Origin of the sequence: Prevotella rectalis (assembly GCF_900607215.1) — a bacterium.
Classification (GTDB): Bacteria; Bacteroidota; Bacteroidia; order Bacteroidales; family Bacteroidaceae; genus Prevotella; species Prevotella brunnea.
This window is the reverse complement of the sequence record NZ_LR027821.1, coordinates 202,581-222,267: the sequence shown is the minus strand read 5'-3', so window position 1 is coordinate 222,267 and position 19,687 is coordinate 202,581. Positions and strand designations below refer to the sequence as shown.

Sequence of the window (19,687 nt, the reverse complement as noted above, 5' to 3'; positions counted from 1 at the left end):
GCTCAGGGTATATATACGTATTCCAACATGGCTTTCCTGATGTTTCTCGCCGTGAGAAGTGGAAGAAGCGTGAAGAGGGTCAGTACCGAGAAATTCCACCATGCATTGATGAGCGGATAGCCGTGGAAGATAGTCATTTGCTGTATCATGTAATAATGGCGCAGGGGGATAAGTTCCGCCACCGCTTCTATCATCGGATCCATGGCGAAAGTGGGATAGGTGGCTCCGGCTGCCGAGAATCCGACGACTGCCCATAGTGAACAGACGCTCATTGAGAGGCGCAGCGAGGGCATGAGTCCGAAGAAGAAGATGCCCAATCCTTGTGATGAGATAACGATAAGGATGCCCAGCAGGAAGATGATGGGCAGTCCGCCCGGGTGTGGGAAGCCGAGATGACCGTAGATGTACCATTCATAGGAGGTGAAGACGGTGAAGAAGATGAGGAATTGGGGCAGCATTTTCCCAGTAAGTGCCACGAAAATGTTTTTCCCTGCCATCTGCATCCACTCGCGCGACCTGTCGAATTTCAGTTCCGTTCCTATGGAATAGGCGGTGATGAGCAGGATGAAGAGAATGAAGATGCCCGGCACCATGACGTTGGTGAGGTAGATGTTGTAGTTCATGTATGGGTTTTCGGGCATGTGGGCATCGATGACGATGGGTTGCAGTGTGGCTTTTATTTCCTTGTCGGTCTTTCCGAGCATTTGCAATTTGGCTTGTCCCATGGCTGCGGAGCCAAGTGTGGTGATGGTTTTGAGGTCTTTGAAGAGCATGGAGCCCGCCAAGAGTGTAACGTTGCTGTAATAGAAGGAAACGGTGGGTTGGCGTCCCGAGACGAGTTTTTCGGTTGTTCCGTTGGGTATGTAGAGGAAACCGTAGATTTCGTTGCATTGAATGGCTCGTCTTGCCTCATTGGGATTGTTGAAGTGTGTGGTTACTTTTGTGTTTTGGAAGGCGTCAAGCTGTCGGATGAGTGCGCGGCTGACGGTTGTTTTGTCGTTATCCACCACGCCGCAGGGCATGTTCCCGGGTTGTCCTTCTCCGAGTAGGGATGTGAAGAAGATGACGACGATAATCGGGAAGATTACCATGGAGAAGAGGTAGATGGGCGTTCGTGCCATTATGCCCGTCTCTCGTGCTGCTATGTTGAATATCCGGCGTATCATGACGTCTGCCCTTGTGGATGGCTACTTGATGACGAGCGACATGCCGGGTCGCAGTCCGTCTATTTTCCGAATGGGTTTGGCTTTCACTTCAAAGGTTTTGAGGTCGTATTGTCCTTTTGATTTTGTGGCTTTCCACACGGCGTAGGATCCTTGGTCTTTGATATGGGTAACGCGCATTTCAATGGTTTTGCCGAATGCCGGAATGAAGGCTTTGAACTTTGTGCCTATCTTCATGCCGTTGAGTTGGTCTTCGCGTATGTTGAATGTTCCCCAGATATCGTCCATGGTGGAGATGCTCATGATGGGGCTGCCGAGTCCCACGAGTTCTCCTTCTTTGGGATAGATGGTTGATACCTCTCCGTTTCGGGTGGCTCTTTGTACGGTTTCTTTGAGTACCGATTTCACCACGTCCACTGCCGAGCGTGCTGCCTGTGCTTGTTTGCGTGCTGCTCGTTTCGATTCTTCTCTGCTGCCGCTCATTGCCAGTTCCCATTGCGATTTTGCCACTTTCACGGCGGCTTGTGTGGTTTGGAAGGCTCCCAATGCTTCGTCGCGTTTTTGTGCCGATACCACACCTTCGTCGTAGAGTCGGCTCATGCGTCCGTAAGTCTTTTCTGCCACGTCGTTGGCTGCCACTGCTTGTTGATACACTTGATAGGCACTCTCGATGATTTCTTTCCGGTTGGGAGCGTCGGTGAGGTCGCTCAGTGCCTCGGAGGCATTGGCTGCTGCTTCCATCACTTTCTCTTGTGCGCTTGCTTCGGGCAGTTCGAGCACGGCGAGCACGTCTCCTTTGCGCACATAGTCGCCCTCGCGCACTTTTATTTCGCGTATGCGTCCGGGGAATTTGCACGACACGCGGTATTCTCCCACTTCCACTTCGCCTTGTATGATGTCTTCTTCCCGGTCGAATGCGAAATAGCCGATGACGCCAACTATCGCGATGACGGTGGTGAGTCCGAGTATGGCGAGGAGGATGTTGTTATGTTGTGATTTTGCTGACATGATATGGTGTATGTTTTTATTGTTGTTTCCTTTCTTTTTGTTTTTCTGTTGTTTGTCGTGGCATCAATAGATTTTTCCCAATGCTTTTCTCAGTCCCACCTGTGCGGTGCGCACGGCTATTTCTGCATCGAGCACTGCGGTGCGGGCGGCGAGCCATGCTGTTTGTGCGGCCATCACGTCGGTAACGGTCATGACGCCTTCACGGAAGCCTATGTCTGCCGTTCTGAGGTTTTCATTGGCTGATGCCATGTTCTTGTGTGCCGTTGCTAGTCGCTCGTTGGCATTGTCCAGTCTGAAGCGGTTTTGTTCCGTCTCGAGTCTTATTTTATTGCGCACATCGCTGAGTTCCATTTCTGCGAGTGTGGTGGCAGTCTTGGCAGCCCTTACCTTGTATTTTCCTTCGCCCCAGTTCCATAATGGGACGTGCACGATGATGCCCACGTTCCACATATCGGCAAATTTCTGTTCAAATCCGTTGAAGGAGTTGGGGTTCGACAGGTTGTAACCTGCTGTCAATACCACGTGGGGGAGGAAGAGCGAGCGTATGAGTTTGGTGTTTTGGCGTTGCAGTTCGACGGAGTTTTGCAGCAGTCGCACTTCCGGTCGTGCGTTGTACGTGGTGTCGGCTGCATTATAGTTCACGGTTTCCACTGCCGAGAGTTCGTCGGAGTCTTCATCGGCGAGTCGTGGGTTGGTATTCAGGTCGAGTCCGCAGAGTTCGCAGAGTGCCATCTTTGCCAGTGCGATGCCGTTTTGCAGTTCGGCGATTTGCAGTTCGGCCGTGTTCACTGCCACCTCCACTTTCAGTCGGTCGGCTTTGGTTGCCACGCCTTCCCTGTACATTTTGGAAACGTCGCCGGAGAGGTGTTTTGTGAGGTCGCAATATTGCATGGCGAGGCGTTCTTTCTTCTTCAGCGAGACGATGAGCCAATAGGCGTTATCCACGGCGTAGAGCACCGTTTGTTGTTTCAGTGCGATGTCGTTTCGTGCCATTTCTTCACCGATGGCAGCCATGTCGTTGGCGGCTTTGATGGCTCCACCCATGTAGATGGGTTGCATCAGCATGACTCCTCCGGCGTAGATGTTTTTCGAGTTGGTGCGCAGGTCTTGTCGGAGTGCCTCTCCGATGTTGTTGCCCGCTTGGGCGAGTGGTGTGGTAATGTTTCCCAATGCCTTGCCGAGGTCTTGTGCCGTCTGTGGCGATATAAGTCCTTGTTGTGCCCATTGGGCGATGTTTTTTCCTATTTCGCCGCTGATTTTTCCCACCGAGTTGGTGCCGAGGTTCGACAGAGTGTTCTTCTGTTCGTCGCTGAGCAGCGATATTTCGCGCGACAGGTGTTCATAGCCGGCGAGTGCGGTGAGTCGCGGCAGGTATTTTGTTTTGGCAACTTTGTGCACGTCCTCCGCGATGCTTGTCGTTAATTTCGATATTTTCAGTTGTCGGTTATTCTCCAATGCCATGTCTCTGCACCGTTGCAGCGTGAACGTGCTTTGTGCCGACACCGCTGTTGCCATGCCGATGAGTACCGTACAGATAATCGACTTTTTCATGTTTCTTCTCATCCTGTTGAAAACTATTTGCAAATTTATGGTTATTTGTGGATAACACCAAGCGAAATGTTGCCTATTTTATTTATTTTGGTGTATTTGATTGAATTTTTCGGAAAAAATCATCAATTTTTCGTTGCCGAGCCATTGCGATTGCCGGTTTTTCTCTTGCATGTAACGATGGTGCATCTCGCTCCGATTGCCAATGCGCACATCTTCCGCAGGGGGCAGACCTCGTGTTTGTCCGCACGCCAAAGATGCGCAAAAGGAGCATCGACCGACTGCTTTTTTTCATTCCGCGGGCGGACAAATCCGGGGGTTGCGGCACGTAGAGAATGTGGTTTTGTAATTGATTGTAATTCAGTATTTTACAAAGGCATTATAAAAGGTAAGCTTTTGCATTGCAAAAGCTTACCTTTTGGGGTGCGAAAGCTTACCTTTTGCAATGCAAAAGCTCACCTTTTATAATTGGCATGCTAAACATCAACGACAGATTGCTGTTTTTCCGCATGAAACAGTCCCGACTTTTGATGCGCGGATGGTTATTTTCGGTGTTTTATCTTCTCCACGTAGGCATCGATTACTGCCACGGCAGTGATGTTCACGATGTCGCGAACGGAGCTTTCAAAGTCGGTGAAGTGGATGGGTTTGTTCAGTCCCATCTGTATCGGACCGATGACTTCCGTGTCGGGACTCAACGCCTGCAGCAGCTTGTATCCGCTGTTGGCTGAGGAGAGGTTCGGGAAGACGAGTGTATTGACATCCTTTCCCTTCAGTCGGGTGAAGGGATATTTCTCATCGCGCAACTCCTTGTTGAGTGCGAAGTTCACTTGCATTTCCCCATCAATGGCGAGGTCGGGATATTCTCGCTGCATTCGTTCCACCGCCTCATGCACGTAGCGAGGCGTTCCGTCGGGGTCGGTTCCGAAATTGGAATAAGAGAGCATGGCAATCTTCGGTGTGTCGTTGAAGAACTTCACCGAGTGCGCTGCCAGCTTTGCTATGTCGGTGAGTGCATCGGCATCGGGATGTCGGTTGATGAGCGTGTCGGCGATGTAGAACACTCCTCGTTTTGTGTTCAGGATGTGCATGGTGAGGAAGTGGTTGTATTCCGGTCGGATGCCGATGACCTCTTTCGCCACGCGAATGGTGTTGCTATATTTCGTGTAGAGCCCGGTGATGAAGGCATCGGCATCGCCGTTTTCCACCATGGACATTCCGAAATAGTTGCGTTCGTACATCTTATCATACGATTCTTCAAAGGTGTAGCCTTCCCGCGCCCTTTTTTCGGCGAGATGTTTGGCATAGGTGGCTCTGTGTCCCTGTTCCTTGTCGGCGCGCATGTCCACGATTTCGATGTCGGAGAGGTCGAGTTTCAATCGGTTTGCCACACGTCTGAGTCGGTCGGGATTCCCCAACAGGATGGGTTGGCATATTCCCTCTTGCTTCGCCTGTACGGCAGCCTTTATCATGTTCGGGTGTCCTCCTTCGGCAAAGACGACACGTTGCGGATGTTGTGCAGCCGTGGCGTGCAGATAGCGCATGAGTTTCGTTTCCTGTCCGAGCAGTTGCCGCAGTTTGCCTTTGTATGCATCGAAGTCGCGGATGGGTGTTCGCGCCACGCCGCTCTCCATGGCAGCCTTTGCCACTGCGGGGCTGACTTCCGTGATGAGTCTGGGATCAACCGGTTTGGGTATGAAATATTTTGGTCCGAAGGTGAGATCGTTCACCCTATACACCTCGTTCACCACATCGGGGACAGGCTTTTTGGCGAGTTCCGCTATGGCATGAACCGCCGCCAGTTTCATTTCCTCGTTGATGGCTTTGGCATGTACATCCAGTGCGCCGCGGAAGATGAACGGGAAGCCAATGACGTTGTTGATTTGGTTGGGATAGTCGGAGCGTCCCGTGGACATGATGACCTCCGGGCGTGCTGCGATGGCATCCTCGTAGGATATTTCCGGCACGGGGTTGGCAAGGGCGAAGACGATGGGATGTTCGTTCATCGAACGTATCATGTCCTGCGTGAGGATGTTGCCTTTGGAGAGTCCCACGAAAACGTCGCTGCCCCGCATTGCCTCTTCGAGCGTCCTGACGTCGCGCCGGTCAGTGGCAAAGAGTGCTTTCTGCGGGGTGAGGTCGGTGCGGTCGGTGGTGATGACCCCTTTGGAGTCGAGCATGAGGATGTTTTCCTTTCTGGCGCCGAGTGCCATGTAGAGTTTCGTGCAGGAAATGGCTGCCGCTCCGGCTCCGTTGATGACCAACCTGACGTCGGCGATGTTCTTTCCTGCCACTTCGAGGGCGTTCTTCAGTCCGGCAGCCGAGATAATGGCTGTTCCATGCTGGTCGTCGTGCATGACGGGGATGTCGAGCGTGCGCTTCAGTCGTTCCTCAATGGCGAAACATTCGGGTGCCTTGATGTCCTCAAGGTTGATGCCGCCGAAGGTGGGGGCAATCTTTTCCACTGCCTCACAGAACTTTTCGGGGTCGGTCTCGTCCACTTCTATGTCGAAAACGTCGATGCCTCCGTAAATCTTGAATAAGAGTCCCTTTCCCTCCATGACGGGTTTTCCGCTCATTGCGCCGATGTTTCCCAGTCCGAGCACCGCCGTTCCGTTGGTGATGACTGCCACAAGGTTGCCCTTGTCGGTATATTTGTAAACGTCGTCGGGGTTTTGTTGTATTTCCAAACAGGGGTATGCCACTCCCGGCGAATAAGCCAAACTGAGGTCGGTCTGGGTGCTGTAGGGCTTGGTGGGAGTTACTTCAATCTTTCCCGGGCGACCTTCGCTGTGATATTCCAATGCCGCCTCTTTCGTAATCTTTGCCATAATCTAATATCCTAAACAATCTGTCATTTTCGCACAGATATATGTTCTTTGTGCAAAGTTAAGAAATTATACCCGAAAAAATATCGGAATACCAAAGATTTTTTATAATTTTGCGCTTAAATTCAATCTTTATCCATCGGGGATGATTAACAGCGAGAACACTTATCGGTCGGAATTGCGGGAGAGAATACTTGCCATCGCCACGCAGATGTTCACTACACGGGGCATCCGCAAGGTGAAGATGGACGATATTGCCAACCGTCTGAAGATATCGAAACGCACCTTGTACGAAGTGTACCAAAACAAGGAGGACTTGGTGCTGGAGGTGCTGCAAAGAAACGATGAGGAGAAACGGAAAAGACTGAAACAGTTCGACCGCCCGGGAAGCACCGTCATCGACATCATCACGCGCTTTCTGCGACAGAAAACCGAAGAGTCGAGCAAGGTAAACCCCGAGTTCATGGAGGACATGGAGCGTTATCCGAAACTCAGGAACTTTCTCAGGGAGAAGCTGAAGCTCCACAGCGCACAGACCATGGACTTCATGAGAAGAGGCATCCGGGAAGGATATTTCATGCCGGACATCAACTACGAGCTCGTGATACAGCTGATTGACACCTCCGTCTATCACGTCATGAATCACTATTCAAAAGAGAAATACGACCTAAGAGACCTCCTGCGCACGTTCACGTGCCTATATATAAGGAGCGTATGCACACCAAAGGGAGTGGAGCTGCTTGACAAGTCGATGAAGAAGATTTAAGAAAAAAAGAGAAAGAAGCCCCCGGCCCGGAACGGGGAACGACAAGAGAGACTGCCAATAATTACTATTTAAACAAAAAGATGGGTAACAACACATACAAAACACTGTTGCTGACAGTGCTGACTATCATATGCTTGATTTTCTTACATTTCCTTCCGCCGATGAAGGTGGGAGGAACTGAACTGCGCCGGATTGACATTCTTGCCGATCTGACCGCCCGAAAGAACACAGCCGGTCTGCTGCCACCGGCTCAGGCACATCGCGCCGAACGCGTTTACAGAGACAGCAATGGAAAGAAGGTGAACTTCAAGGAACATTGGAAGAAGGGAACAGAACCCATTACCGACTTCGCGGAGGGGCAGGCTGGCGGACCGGACGCGTTCTATGAGAAACTCACCCGATTGGCAGAAGGAAAGAAAAACGGAAGACCGGTGAGAATAGCCTATTACGGCGACTCTTACATCGAAGTGGACATCCTCGTGGAACACCTGCGCGAAGCACTGCAAAAGCATTATGGAGGAAAGGGAGCGGGATGGCTCGATGCAGGCAACGACCTCAACCGATACAGACACACCGTAACCTTTGACTTCAACGGGATGACGGAACACATGGCACGCAAACGCAACAGCTACGACATCACAAAAGCAGGCCCGGCAGAACGATACTACACCGCAAACGGCAAAGCAAAGATAAGCATGGCTCCGTTCATGCTGCCCGAATTTCCCCGAACCATGCAATGGGACGTTACACAACTCTACCTGAGGGCGGACGCGGGCGCAAAAATCACGATGACACTCGACAACAACGTGAGTCGAAGTTTCCGCCTGCCACCATCCAAACTGCCACAAAAGGTGGAAACATCATCGCCCACCCGACACGCGACAATAGGCGTAGAAGGGAAGAACCTGCTGCTCTACGCCGTGGCACAGGAGGGACACGAGGGCATTGTCATCGACAACTTCAGCATGAGGGGCACAGCCGGACAATCGTTGCGCAAGCTGCCGCGCCCCATGTTGCGCCGATTCGCCACACTGAGACCCTACGACCTCATCGTGTTACAATACGGCGTGAACGTCGTCGGTGAGAAAACCGAAGCGTTACATCTGAAACGGTACATGGAACAAATGAAACAAGTGGTGGAGAACTTCCGAGCTGCCTACCCGAAGGCGGGAATACTCATCATTGGAGCACCCGACCGGGGGTCGAAATCAGCACCCGACGGAACAATGCCGCAACTGAAAGCACTCGTGGGATACCAGGAAAAACTTGCAGCGGAATGCAAGGTGGGATTTTACAACCTCTTCAATGCCATGGGGGGAGCCGGCACAATGAAACGCATTGTGGAAACTGAGAACATGGGTTCGAAGGACTATATACACATCAACCACAAGGGAGGAAAATACATTGCGGAACGAATGGTGAAGTCGTTCATCGAAGGACAACAAAATTACGCACGCCGCAGGAACTATAAATAAGGATGATTGCTTCAACAATGGATTTCAACACGCTCATGGATAACTTGGCAAACTTCATCGCAAGGATGGGAGAATATTTCGCATCAGCGGATTGCAGCCGCGCCATCGAACTGCTAAAATACAACCCGCAGGAGCCGTTGCTCTTCTCATCGGGACTGTTCCTCTTCCTTTTCGCGGCGTTCATGCTCGGCTACGTGCTGCTGAGCAAACGCAATGAGGCACGCATGCTCTTCGTAACGCTCTTCTCCTATTATTTTTTCTATAAGAGCAGCGGATTCTATTTCGCACTGCTCGCCGCGGTAACGCTCATCGACTTCCTCGCGGCAAGGCGCATCCCCGACAGCAAACATCCGCGATGGTGGCTCGCACTGAGTTTGTTGGCAGACCTCGGCATGTTGGGCTATTTCAAATATACCAACTTCTTCGCGGGAATGGTGAGCCAAATGCTCGAATTCAACTTCCAACCATGGGACATCTTCCTACCCGTGGGCATCAGCTTCTACACTTTCAAGAGCCTCTCCTACGTCATCGACGTCTATCGAGGCAAGATAAAACCCATGAATAGTCTGCTCGACTATGCCTTCTACGTGAGTTACTTCCCCACGTTGCTGGCAGGACCCATCGAACGAGCCGACCACTTCCATCCGCAAACACGCCAACCACTTCGCATCAGCTCGGAGATGTTCTCCCTCGGGGTGTATTTCGTGCTCGCGGGACTGATGAAAAAGGTGGTGATATCCGATTACATTGCACAAAACTTCGTAGATCGCGTCTTCGACAATCCGCTCCTCTTCTCCGGAGGCGAAGTGCTCTTGGCAATGTACGGCTACTGCATACAAATCTACAGCGACTTTTCGGGCTATTCCGACATGGCAATCGGTATATCACTGCTGCTGGGCTTCCGCCTGAAAATGAACTTCGATGCGCCATTCAAAGCCGACTCGATGAGCGACTTCTGGCGTCGCTGGCACATTTCGCTCTCCACATGGATACGCGACTACGTCTATATCTCCTTGGGGGGCAACCGCCACGGAAAGGTGCGGATGTATCTGAACCAAATGATTGCCATGACGGCTTGCGGACTGTGGCACGGAGCATCGCTCAACTTCGTGGTTTGGGGCGCACTCCACGGCTTCTTGGTCTGTCTGCATAAGTTTTGGTCGCAAACCATCATGGGACACGACCGCCATTACCACCCCATGGGAATAAGGCGGTTCTTCTCCGTGTTCATCACTTTCCACGTTGTGTGCTTCTCATGGCTGTTTTTCCGTTGCAGAGACTTCGATGGCGTCGCGCAAATGCTGAGACAACTCATCGGAAAATTCAATCCCGGAGTGTTGCCCGATGTGCTCGTGAGCTATAAATACGTGTTCCTGCTCATGGCAACTGCCCTCATCGCGCATTGGCTGCCCAAGGGGTGGCAAGACGGTTGCGTCGGTTTGTTACGCAAGACGGGCGTAGTGGGAGCCGCAGTGGTTGCCACGGTGGTGATATTCCTTGTCATGCAGGTGAAGAGTTCCGACATCCAGCCTTTCATCTATTTCCAATTCTGAGGGAAACATCGAAGAACAGCAACCGGAAACATTATCCATCCCTCCCCCACTCGCTTCATTCTTGCATCATGAAACATTGCAAACCGGCGGGCATCGGTACGCGATGGAAAGAAAGGTAACAAAAAACGGGATGAGAATTGGCAAAAAAAATGTATTTGAGCGATGCCAAACAGATGCCGGATAGCGGACATTCCATCCGCCCTGCACCACGAAATTACATTACAAAAAGACTATCCGGGAAGCACTCCGTAACTTATTGATAATCAGTATAGTATTGATGGTGATTTAAAAGCTAAGCTTTTGCACTGCAATTCATGACCTTTTGCACTGCAAAAGGTAAGCTTTTGGAAAACAAAAGCTAAGCTTTGACCGGATGAATGAAGAATATTTAGGACATTATTGCAACAAACGGAATGAAAGTCAGCAACAAGTGGGATGAAAGTTGCCGACCGAAAGTTGTGGATTGAGAGATGGTTAGCGAATGATGGATTCGAAATCGGAAATGAAAGATTTGGGGTGTTTTCCTATCAGAACGGTGTTGAGCAGGCAGTTGGCTGTTATCTCCGCATCGGTGAGGTCCACCGGCTGGTCTTTCTTCACTTCCTTTCCCACAATCACGTCCCACGGTGCCTTGAAATTATTGTCGTCGGCACCACAAAAAACCTCCTGCGTATCCGGATCTTGCATGAGTTGATAGCGGATTACTTTCTTCGATGCCACCGGTTTTATCTCTTTCAGCAGTTCGTAGGCATGCCGGAATTGCGCGCGTTGATGTCTTGCCTTGGGGAACATGAGTCCGATGAGCGGATAAATTTCCTCAAAATCGTAAGCCAGAAAATATTGTTGCAGTTTCATAGTTATTGTTCCTCGGCGAATGGCTTGCTTCCTTTCCCGATTGTTTGCGTTCTTCGGAGTTTCAGAACTTCGCCATTTTTATGGCAACAACAGCACACTCATCCCCTTTGTTTCCGTGTTTTCCACCGCTCCTGTCCTTTGCTTGTTGCAAGTCGTTGGTCGTGAGCAATCCGTAAACCACGGGTATCTCGCAAGTAGCGTTGATGCGTGCTATTCCATAGGTAACGCCCTGACAGATATAATCGAAGTGTGGCGTCTCTCCCCTGATGACACTGCCTAAGACTATGATGGCATCATAGCCCCCGTTGAGTGTCATTTGGTGGGCACCATAGACGAGTTCAAAGCTTCCGGGAACCGTTTTCACGTGTATGTTCTCCGGAATTGCTCCGTGTTTCTCGAGTGTCTTTACCGCTCCTTCCAATAATGCTCCCGTAATTTCCTTATTCCATTCCGAAACAACGATTCCGAAACACATATTGCTTGCGTCGGGAACGTTTTCAGTATTGTAATCGGAGAGATTGTGCAGTGCTGTAGCCATTGTTAGTTGCCTGCCCTTTCTATGTATTTATCTATGTCTTGGTAAGCCGGCGAGTTGAGATAAGTCTTCTTGATGTCTTTGTAGATGGCGAGGGCTTCTTGCTTTTTACCTTGACTTTCGAGGAGTATTCCTGCTTTCTTCAGTGCCATGGGGGCGATGCTGTTGCTGGTTTTGTCGAATGCCTGTGCGTTCGCCATGTCTGCCGCCTTCTTGAAGGCTTCTATAGCCTTGTCGTTTTGGTTGTTGTTGGCGTAGATGTCGCCGAGTGCCATCTGCGAAGCCGGACTGATGATTTGGTCTTTTCCGGTGCTGTATTTCTGTATGTTCTCCAATGCCTTTGCCCAATTGGGTTTTGGTTGATGGGCGTAGCACAGGGCTACATAAAGGTTGGCGAGGTTGCCTGCATCGGTTCCGCTGTAGTCGGCTTGCACTTTTTGAAATCCCTTCAATGCTTGGTCGTACTGTTGGGTATTGAAGAGTGTCTGACTTTTTGCCAATTCGGTTGAAGCCTCGTTCTCGCGTGGTTCTGAAATGTAGTTCTTATACACGATGATGCCTGCCACCACGAGCACGATTGCGGCGATAATCATGAGTGCGGGTTTTCTGTATTTCAAGAAGAAAGCTTCCGACTTGTTGAGGGTTTCTTCGTATGTTCCCTCTGTTTTTTTGTTTGCCATTTTATGTTTGTTCTTTTTATTGTTATCGGTTGTAAGGTTGTTTACCTGCATTTGGCGACAAAATTACTTAAATTCTCTCAGATATTGAAATTTTATCGTGTATTTTTTTTCATTCTGATTGGTTTCCGTTGTTTGCGGACTGCTGCCTTGGGGTGTTTTGTTGTGGTTGTTCTGCTTTTCCAATCATTTTCCTACAGCCCTGTTCCATTCGTTGTGCTTGTGCCATTCGTGCTTTGACGTTATCGGATTGTTGGAAACACCGGAAATGGTTTTGTGCTCTGCCGAAGTAGTCGGCAGCCCTTTGCCACTCTTCTTGGAACATGGCGCAGCACCCCAGCCGATAGTAGATTTCCCCTTTCTCGTTTTCGGCGCAGAGGCTGAGAGCGTTTTCATAATATTGGGTTGCCTGTTGGTATTGTTGCATGAGGAAATGGCTTTCCGCCGCCGCGAAAGCATAGACGGAACGTTCTCGCGGGGCGAGTGTTTGCAGCCGGGGCAGCGTGGCATCGAAGGTCTTGGCGGCGTTCGGATAGTCCCAATCGTGATAGTAGCACAGTGCGATGTATGCCCTGAAGCGGTCGTTGAGTTTGTATTTCTCATCGAGTTTCCGAAAGATGAGCAGTGCTTCGTGATATTTCCCCGACGTGAAGTATTCCAATGCCTTGTCCAGTTCCACGGCATCGCTTTTCGTTGCTTGCGCCGCGGTGGGTTGCAGACAGCTGAGACAGAGCAAGATGCCGATGATGGTTCGCCAAATGATGTCTTTCAATTTTGTGTTGCCATACTGAATAAGGTCGATGTCGATGTGTACACACCCGCGCTGATGATTTTCGTGTGTATCGCCCATGTCGCTTTCCACCTTTTTAAAAAAGCAACGCAGTTCTTTTGCTTTGAGCGTTGTGGAGAAACGTCCGATGCAATTGAGATATTTGTCCGATTCCACCCCTACGGGTTCCGTCCATTCCTCGTCGGTGAAGCGAATGTCGGGGAAGCGTTCCCGCAATATTTCCTTGGCTTTCAGGATGTTTTCTGTCTGCCGGATGTTGGAGCCGAGTGTGATGACAATTTCCATGACAGGTGCAAAGGTAAGGAATCGTTTTCGATGGATGAAGGAAATTGCGCGAAAGTTGTTCACATTCGGTCCGAAGGAGGGTTTGATAAGCAGGGCGGCAGCACGTGAAAGGGAAAATTATCGGTGTGTTCGCAAACGTGAAAGAATATGAAAAAAATTAGAGGAAAAATTTGGATGGTTCAAAAAAAGGAATTATCTTTGCAATCGTTATCCTGAAAACAATCTTTTTACCTTAAATGACTAATACCCTATTAGGTTATAAAGCGATCACCTGTGAAGGTCATCGCTTTTTTTGTTTCCTCCACGTTCATTCTCCGGCTTTTGGTTCGATGCACTGTTTATTCCAAACCGGTCATGAGAAACGATACGGGAAAAGTGCAATAATGTCTTGATTTTTCTGCGAGCATCTGTCAAAAGCTAAGCTTTTTACTTCCAAAAGGTAAGCTTTTGCACTGCAAAAGGTCATGAATTGGAGGGCAAAAGCTTAGCTTTTAAATCACCATCAATATCATGCTGATTATCAATGGGTTGCGGAGCGTGTCTCAAACGTGGATTTTGTAATGTAATTTCGTTGTGCCGGGCGGATGGAATGTTCGCTGTCCGGCGTCTGTTTGCCATCGCCCGAATACGCGTTGGCGGCATGAGGCGATGGGTGTTATCCGGCATTGGAACAAAATACGTTCCGATCGCATGATTTGACACGACCTTGCATGGGGGCTAAAAAAATCATTTGGGAAACGATAGGAAGAAGATAAAGGATTTCCCGCCGGCATGCGACATCGGGAAATTCCAATGGCTGATTCGGGGTTATGGTTCAGCAGAAACGCCATTGCCAATGGCAGGACAACCATTGGCAATGGACGGAAACTTTATTTCTTCGGTGGGGCGATTTACTTGCGAACCACCACAGAGCCGCTTGCCTGATGGGTGGCAAGGATAAGCACTTCTGCTATCTGAACGTGAGCAGGTGCGGAGGCAGCATAGAACGCCACATCGGCAATGTCCGCACCCGTCAGTGGTTGGATGCCCTCATAAACGCTCTCTGCCTTCTTGTCGTCGCCATGGAAACGAACGTTGGAGAAGTTGGTTTGAACCAATCCCGGCTTCAAGTTCGTTACTCGGACGGAAGACGCTGCCACGTCAATGCGTAACCCATCGGCGAGAGCTTTCACGGCAGCTTTTGTGGCACAATACACATTGCCGTTGGCATAGGCGGCATCGCCTGCCACCGACCCGATGTTGATTACGTGTCCGCTGTCGCGACTCACCATGCCGGGCACGATGAAGCGTGTCATGTTCAGCAGTCCCTTGATGTTCGTGTCAATCATTGTGTCCCAATCTTCAAAGTCGCCCTCATATTCTTTGTCGAGCCCGAGTGCGAGTCCGGCATTGTTGATGAGCACGTCTATGTTTTTCCATTCTCCGGAAAGACTTTCCACCGCAGCTTTGGCGGCATCGCGTTGTCGAACGTCGAACGTGAGCGCGAGCACTTTCGCGCCCGTCTTCTCCAATTCCGCCTTCAGCGATTCTAATTTCTCGGCGCGTCGTCCGGTGATGATGACGTTGTAACCGCCCCCGGCAAATTTCCTTGCGCACGCCTCTCCGATGCCGCTTGTGGCACCTGTTACCATTACGATTTTCTTTACCATGATTTTTTGAATGTTTTATCTTACTTCTTCAACAGATATTGTTCAATCATTTTCTCAAACTCCGGTTTCGTCATTGCCCCCACCGAGGTTACGGGATTGCCCTCTTCGGGGATGAAAAGCAAGGTGGGGATGGTTCGGATGTCGAACCATCCCGCGAGTTCCTCGTTCTTATCCACATCCACCTTGTACACGTCAATCTGCCCATCGTATTCCTCCGCTATCTCTTCCACGACGGGTGCCGTTGCTTTGCAGGGTCCGCACCACGTGGCGTAGAAGTCGATGATGGCAGGTTTGTCGCCTTTGAACTCCCACTTGTCGGTGTTCGCAAGGTTGGCTATCTTCTCTTGGAACATCGCTTTATTCATTTCCGTTACTTTCATGTGTTTTTTCTCCTTTGTTTTGTTTGCCTGTGTGGTCTGCATTGTCATGGGTGCGTTGTTGTTTCGCTTCTTCGAGCAACTCCCCAACGTGAGTGCGAGGACGATACAGGCAAATAATATTTTCTTCATCTTACTTTTTTCTTGCGTTTCCGGTGGCGTTGTTCGTGGCAAAGGGTTATTTCCCATTTGCCGAAGAGCGCGCTCCTTAACCTCCCACAAAGATATTATTTGTGGTTGTTATCAACAAATTTCCGTCCGTCTCGTCCTTGAGTTATAACACGCTTTAACGCCATGGAGCTTTACTTAACAATCTTTGCACATTCTTTTCATGGCGGGAATGTTCGTTCCCCTTGTGCGGATTGAAACCACAACAGGACTGAATTGCCGCGCGATGCGTGCTATCTCTCCGCCTCCAATGTGCCGATGCGCGCCACTTGCTGTTCAAAATTGTCGCGATCTTTGGCACGTGCCTTGAGTTTGGAGCGATAGGTGTAAATGGTGGTAAGCCTTGAACGCAGGATGGAGGCTATCTTGGCATTGTCGTTGATGCCAAGACGGATAAGAGCAAGGACGCGCAACTCGGTGGTGAGGTGTTCTTTCTTTTTCTGTTCCAGAGGTTGGTCGGGCAATAAGAGGGCGTTTACCTTGTCCACGAAATCGGGATAGATGTTCAGAAAGGCAGCGTCGAAATTAAGATAGAACATCCGGGTAAGTTCCTGCAAATACTCCGCCGATTTCAAGTCGCGAACCAGCTCTGCCATTTTCTTTTCTCTTGCCAACCGATTGTGCAACTTGTTTCTCGCATCGGCATGGTCGATGATGGTGGAAGATAGGTCGAGAAATCTGCCGATGTACTCATCCTTCAGTCGGTTGCCTTCGCTCATGTGCAAATTAGCATGTTTCAGATTGCGCACAGCATCGTTAAGCAGTCAATTTACGTCTTCCACCCGGGTGTTGGCAGTTCTGTAGCGCCTGATTAACAGCCGGTTGCGAGCAATCGTTACGATGAGCAATACTGCCACGATGCTGATGACGAGCAGCAGAGCGAGAATTTGCGTGCGTTCCTTTTGCAGATGTTCTGAATGAACTCGCTGAATTTGAGGAATGAGGTGCGTGTCCTGCATGTTGCGTATGCGGGTTCCGAAGAAGTTCGCATCGCCCACTGCCACGGAGAGATATTTGTAGGCGCGCTCCACGTCGCCTTCGTTGAAGAGCAGTGTGGCAAGTTGGCGCAGCGAAGTATTCTCCTTGATGACTCCTCGAAAGTCTGCCATTGCACTTTCCACGAGGTAGTGGCGTTGATTCTCGCTATCGCCCAGCTGCCCGAAACATTCCGCGATGATGTTGGTGTACATGGCATATTCGTGTCCATTCCTGTTGATTCTGCCCAAATGGCTTTGCAGCAGTGCAATGGCTTGCCGTTGTCGGTGGAATCGGCACAACTCCGTGGCCTTGTTGATAATGTATAGAAACGAATCCTTTGGTGCAAGGGCAAGCATGAGTTCCAAATAGCGTTGTGCCTTCTTCACGTATTCGTCGTGAAGCGATGTGCCACGACAATATTCCGAGAGCAGTTCGGAAAAGACGTAGCACTCATGATAATAACGCAATCTGAGATTCGAATCGAGCGTTTCCGGTCGGATGTCGTCGAGGATGTGCTTTGAAAGGAAGAAGAAGCCTGCCAAACTGTGAATGTGTGCCTTTTGGAGCAGTGCTTCCTGCACCTTCCGGCTGTCGTTGAGTTGTCGGGCGTAGTGAAGAACTCGGTCGGCATAGACGGCTGCCGAGTCGAAACGGAAGCACTCGTATTCGCTGTATAGTTTCTTGCATATATCGAGTCGCTGTTCGGGTTGCAGATGGGGATCCGCGAGTTGTTGGCGGATGCTGTCGATGCGGCGTTCCTTTGCCTCGGTGGTTTGGGTTCGCTGCGCAATGAGCCTGTCCAACTCGTTGTAGTCGTATCGGGATGCCGGCACGGAGATTTGCAAGGTGAGGGCAATGAGCAATGGTAATAATCTTCGCATATTGTTTGGGTGTACGCTCTGTTGTTGTGTGTCTCCTTATTATATATATGTAATCGGGAGAAAGATGTAAATCGAACGAGCCATCGTTGCACGAACAAAAGTATAAAAAAAATCCGATGCGACAAAATAAAGCAAACAAAATTTGAGCGCACTCAGACTCACGTCTAAATGCGCTCGGTTTAGCTTACTGTTGATTGAGAAAATGTTATGCCCATTGTCAAAAAATCTACAACAGGCAAACAATTTATTCAGTGATTTTTACTTCCACCCCGTGTTAAAGGGGTTTCTGATACACCCACCGGCAATCACGTAATTATCATCTATGAACGATGCAAAGATAGTTAAAAAATAGCAGGAAAAATAACTATCAAGTAAAAATCAAGGTTTCAAAAAAGGAAATATATTCATATATTATTGATATTCTGATTGTTAATAGTTTATAGAATAAAAATTAATTGATATGAAATCTAAGTTTTACTATCTCATTTCTCCAATAATTTCGCAGAATAATGAGGATGGACCGGACTATTTGCAACAAATTGAAAGCTGTTTTTTCAGGAAACAAAGAAAAATTTAATTCCATATAGGGACAAGTCATATTCATATCCTTACATGGGGGAAAATGGACGAATAATTCCAAACCGATCATTCCGAAACAATGCAATAAGTTGTCGTCCTGTCTTATACGGATTTAGCTTGTCACAATTCTGACTATAAAAAAAGTAAGAAATTATGACAAAACGTAAAACCCCGCGCGAATTTTCGTATTCGTTCAAGCTGCAAGTGTTAATCGATTATTATTCTAGCGGTGCTTCTCAAGCGTCCATATTGCGTAAGTGGAATGTGTCTAGTGGTTCAATGTTCCAATGGCTGAAACGTTGGCCCGTTGATTCAAAATCGTTATCTTTGCCCTCGGAAGTAATCCAGAGGTATCGTATGGCTCATAAAGAAACGAATTTGACAGACAATGAGATATTGCGCCAGAAGATAGTGAACCTCCAACACGCATTGTCTTTGGAGAAGATGCGCAGCCGTGCCTATGAGAAACTCATAGAGATAGCCGAATCCGAGGAGGGTATCAGCATCTTAAAAAAAGATGGTGCCAAACAGTAACGGCGCTGCGTGAGGAGTTTCCCGGTGTATCCGTGGAATTCCTCTGTGGGCTGTTTGGCAAGAAACGCCAGTGGTATTACGCAAGCAGCAAGCTTGTGATTTCTGAGCGGCAAAGGCGTAAACTGATAGTTGACAATGTACTCTACTATCGTGCCTGCTGTCCCGGGATAGGCGGTGTGAAACTGCACGTCCTCCTCAAGTCGGAGCTAGGTGAAGATGTTACTCATGGTCGCGACTCCTTCTTAAAACTACTTGCTTCAGAAGGACTTATGCTTCCCAAGAACAAGCGAAGACGTACAACGGACTCCAATCATCCTTATAGGAAGTATCCTAATCTTGTACAAGGTGTTACGGCAATGTATGCTAACCACATTTGGGCAGCCGACATAACCTACGTTTGGATTTACGGCAACGTCCTGTACCTCCATCTCATTACAGATGTTTACTCACATGCTGTCATAGGCTGGTGCTTATCCGAAACCATGGAGGCTATAAATACGAAGGAGGCATTGCTAATGGCAGTTAAGGCAGCCGGAGGAGGCAACCTCTGCGGAACGATACACCACTCTGACAGAGGTTCGCAATACGCCTGCCACCTATATGTTGAAACTCTTATGTGCCACCATATCAGGGTTAGTATGACAGAACGGTACAATCCTACGGACAATCCTGTGGCGGAAAGGACGAATGGAACCTTTAAGGTTGAGTGGATTTACCAGCAGGAGATGTACCGAGATTATGACCAGGCCAACATGGAAATCTCCAAGGCAATAGCCTTCTACAACTACAGACGACCGCATATGAGCATAGGAATGAAATGTCCGATGGATGTCTATAGAGGCGAACAGCCCGGGAGAAATCTTTGGAAAAAGAGATAAATGCTTGCAAAAAAGAAAAATATAAAGTATCTTTGGAACGCCGAAAATATGGCGAACGACGGTCTTATGCCATCTTCACCAAAGGTCCCAGGGGGCATCGAGCCCCCTAAGACCTTGCCGAAAATATGACGGAACTTAGGTGTTGTCCATCTTCTTTTAT

At 49.3% G+C, this 19,687-nt stretch carries 19 protein-coding genes; 7 read left to right on the top strand and 12 right to left on the bottom strand.

The features are described from left to right. Positions 1-2: 2 nt before the first annotated feature. The 3 genes from E0E16_RS08160 to E0E16_RS08150 form a co-directional block, all read right to left on the bottom strand. A complete protein-coding gene (locus E0E16_RS08160; protein ID WP_130829908.1) occupies positions 3-1,166 on the bottom strand; it encodes an ABC transporter permease in 1,164 nt (387 codons plus the stop codon). 21 nt (positions 1,167-1,187) lie between these two features. Next, positions 1,188-2,171, bottom strand: coding sequence for an HlyD family secretion protein (locus E0E16_RS08155; protein ID WP_130829907.1), 984 nt, complete (start codon positions 2,169-2,171; stop codon positions 1,188-1,190). 63 nt (positions 2,172-2,234) lie between these two features. Further along, a complete protein-coding gene (locus E0E16_RS08150; RefSeq protein WP_255418151.1) occupies positions 2,235-3,722 on the bottom strand; it encodes a TolC family protein in 1,488 nt (495 codons plus the stop codon). Positions 3,723-3,788: 66 nt separating this feature from the next. On the opposite strand from E0E16_RS08150, the gene E0E16_RS08145 reads away from it, so the two are divergent. Then, the gene (locus tag E0E16_RS08145) at positions 3,789-4,187 is read left to right on the top strand and encodes a hypothetical protein (protein ID WP_130829905.1); all 399 of its coding nucleotides are present in this window, start codon (positions 3,789-3,791) and stop codon (positions 4,185-4,187) included. Positions 4,188-4,261: 74 nt separating this feature from the next. Here E0E16_RS08145 and E0E16_RS08140 read toward each other — a convergent pair whose 3' ends face one another. Continuing rightward, positions 4,262-6,550: an NADP-dependent malic enzyme gene (locus tag E0E16_RS08140; protein ID WP_130829904.1), complete on the bottom strand. Its 2,289-nt coding sequence runs from the start codon at positions 6,548-6,550 to the stop codon at positions 4,262-4,264. 142 nt (positions 6,551-6,692) lie between these two features. Between E0E16_RS08140 and E0E16_RS08135 the strand changes: the two genes are divergently transcribed. The 4 genes from E0E16_RS08135 to E0E16_RS14360 all read left to right on the top strand — a co-directional run bounded on the left by E0E16_RS08135 (position 6,693) and on the right by E0E16_RS14360 (position 10,601). Further along, positions 6,693-7,313, top strand: a complete 621-nt coding sequence (locus tag E0E16_RS08135; RefSeq protein WP_130829903.1) for a TetR/AcrR family transcriptional regulator — start codon at positions 6,693-6,695, stop codon at positions 7,311-7,313. A gap of 80 nt (positions 7,314-7,393) precedes the next feature. Further along, positions 7,394-8,788 (top strand): GDSL-type esterase/lipase family protein, encoded by a 1,395-nt coding sequence (locus E0E16_RS08130; RefSeq protein WP_130829902.1) that lies wholly within the window; start codon positions 7,394-7,396, stop codon positions 8,786-8,788. 17 nt (positions 8,789-8,805) lie between these two features. Further along, positions 8,806-10,341 carry an MBOAT family O-acyltransferase gene (locus E0E16_RS08125; protein WP_130829901.1) on the top strand — a complete coding sequence of 512 codons (1,536 nt, stop codon included), beginning with the start codon at positions 8,806-8,808 and terminating at the stop codon, positions 10,339-10,341. A gap of 137 nt (positions 10,342-10,478) precedes the next feature. Next, entirely contained in the window at positions 10,479-10,601 is a 123-nt protein-coding gene (locus E0E16_RS14360; protein WP_255418150.1) for a hypothetical protein, read from the top strand. Positions 10,602-10,815: 214 nt separating this feature from the next. Here the strand turns inward: E0E16_RS14360 and E0E16_RS08120 are convergent, their stop codons facing one another. From E0E16_RS08120 to E0E16_RS14750, 8 genes are all read right to left on the bottom strand, one after another. Continuing rightward, on the bottom strand, positions 10,816-11,196 hold the full coding sequence (locus tag E0E16_RS08120; protein ID WP_130829900.1) for a hypothetical protein: 381 nt from the start codon (positions 11,194-11,196) through the stop codon (positions 10,816-10,818). 61 nt (positions 11,197-11,257) lie between these two features. Beyond that, positions 11,258-11,734 (bottom strand): 6,7-dimethyl-8-ribityllumazine synthase, encoded by a 477-nt coding sequence (ribH, locus tag E0E16_RS08115; protein ID WP_130829899.1) that lies wholly within the window; start codon positions 11,732-11,734, stop codon positions 11,258-11,260. Positions 11,735-11,736: 2 nt separating this feature from the next. Next, positions 11,737-12,411 carry a tetratricopeptide repeat protein gene (locus E0E16_RS08110; protein ID WP_130829898.1) on the bottom strand — a complete coding sequence of 225 codons (675 nt, stop codon included), beginning with the start codon at positions 12,409-12,411 and terminating at the stop codon, positions 11,737-11,739. A gap of 109 nt (positions 12,412-12,520) precedes the next feature. Further along, positions 12,521-13,546: a 2-amino-4-hydroxy-6-hydroxymethyldihydropteridine diphosphokinase gene (locus E0E16_RS14645; RefSeq protein WP_317131322.1), complete on the bottom strand. Its 1,026-nt coding sequence runs from the start codon at positions 13,544-13,546 to the stop codon at positions 12,521-12,523. Positions 13,547-14,373: 827 nt separating this feature from the next. Beyond that, positions 14,374-15,132, bottom strand: a complete 759-nt coding sequence (locus tag E0E16_RS08100; RefSeq protein WP_130829897.1) for an SDR family oxidoreductase — start codon at positions 15,130-15,132, stop codon at positions 14,374-14,376. Positions 15,133-15,152: 20 nt separating this feature from the next. Beyond that, positions 15,153-15,641: a thioredoxin gene (gene trxA / locus E0E16_RS08095; RefSeq protein WP_130829896.1), complete on the bottom strand. Its 489-nt coding sequence runs from the start codon at positions 15,639-15,641 to the stop codon at positions 15,153-15,155. Positions 15,642-15,910: 269 nt separating this feature from the next. After that, positions 15,911-16,426, bottom strand: a complete 516-nt coding sequence (locus E0E16_RS15090; RefSeq protein WP_130829895.1) for a DUF6377 domain-containing protein — start codon at positions 16,424-16,426, stop codon at positions 15,911-15,913. 15 nt (positions 16,427-16,441) lie between these two features. After that, the gene (locus E0E16_RS14750) at positions 16,442-17,536 is read right to left on the bottom strand and encodes a SusR-related protein (protein WP_130829894.1); all 1,095 of its coding nucleotides are present in this window, start codon (positions 17,534-17,536) and stop codon (positions 16,442-16,444) included. 732 nt (positions 17,537-18,268) lie between these two features. Here E0E16_RS14750 and E0E16_RS14345 point away from each other — a divergent pair. Together E0E16_RS14345 and E0E16_RS08075 are read left to right on the top strand one after the other, a co-directional pair. Then, positions 18,269-18,649, top strand: a complete 381-nt coding sequence (locus E0E16_RS14345; RefSeq protein WP_130828438.1) for a hypothetical protein — start codon at positions 18,269-18,271, stop codon at positions 18,647-18,649. A gap of 32 nt (positions 18,650-18,681) precedes the next feature. Beyond that, a complete protein-coding gene (locus E0E16_RS08075) occupies positions 18,682-19,527 on the top strand; it encodes an IS3 family transposase (RefSeq protein WP_240048166.1) in 846 nt (281 codons plus the stop codon). Positions 19,528-19,687 lie beyond the last annotated feature (160 nt).

Coding starts and splice junctions, on each gene's coding strand:
- E0E16_RS08130 (WP_130829902.1), top strand. CDS start 7,394: ATGGGTAACAACACATACAAAACACTGTTGCTGACAGTGCTGACTATC.
- E0E16_RS08160 (WP_130829908.1), bottom strand. CDS start 1,166: ATGATACGCCGGATATTCAACATAGCAGCACGAGAGACGGGCATAATG.
- E0E16_RS08125 (WP_130829901.1), top strand. CDS start 8,806: ATGGATTTCAACACGCTCATGGATAACTTGGCAAACTTCATCGCAAGG.
- E0E16_RS08150 (WP_255418151.1), bottom strand. CDS start 3,722: ATGAAAAAGTCGATTATCTGTACGGTACTCATCGGCATGGCAACAGCG.
- E0E16_RS14345 (WP_130828438.1), top strand. CDS start 18,269: ATGACAAAACGTAAAACCCCGCGCGAATTTTCGTATTCGTTCAAGCTG.
- E0E16_RS08110 (WP_130829898.1), bottom strand. CDS start 12,411: ATGGCAAACAAAAAAACAGAGGGAACATACGAAGAAACCCTCAACAAG.
- E0E16_RS08120 (WP_130829900.1), bottom strand. CDS start 11,196: ATGAAACTGCAACAATATTTTCTGGCTTACGATTTTGAGGAAATTTAT.
- E0E16_RS14750 (WP_130829894.1), bottom strand. CDS start 17,536: ATGCGAAGATTATTACCATTGCTCATTGCCCTCACCTTGCAAATCTCC.
- trxA (WP_130829896.1), bottom strand. CDS start 15,641: ATGAAGAAAATATTATTTGCCTGTATCGTCCTCGCACTCACGTTGGGG.
- E0E16_RS08140 (WP_130829904.1), bottom strand. CDS start 6,550: ATGGCAAAGATTACGAAAGAGGCGGCATTGGAATATCACAGCGAAGGT.
- ribH (WP_130829899.1), bottom strand. CDS start 11,734: ATGGCTACAGCACTGCACAATCTCTCCGATTACAATACTGAAAACGTT.
- E0E16_RS08135 (WP_130829903.1), top strand. CDS start 6,693: ATGATTAACAGCGAGAACACTTATCGGTCGGAATTGCGGGAGAGAATA.
- E0E16_RS08145 (WP_130829905.1), top strand. CDS start 3,789: ATGTTGCCTATTTTATTTATTTTGGTGTATTTGATTGAATTTTTCGGA.
- E0E16_RS08100 (WP_130829897.1), bottom strand. CDS start 15,132: ATGGTAAAGAAAATCGTAATGGTAACAGGTGCCACAAGCGGCATCGGA.
- E0E16_RS08155 (WP_130829907.1), bottom strand. CDS start 2,171: ATGTCAGCAAAATCACAACATAACAACATCCTCCTCGCCATACTCGGA.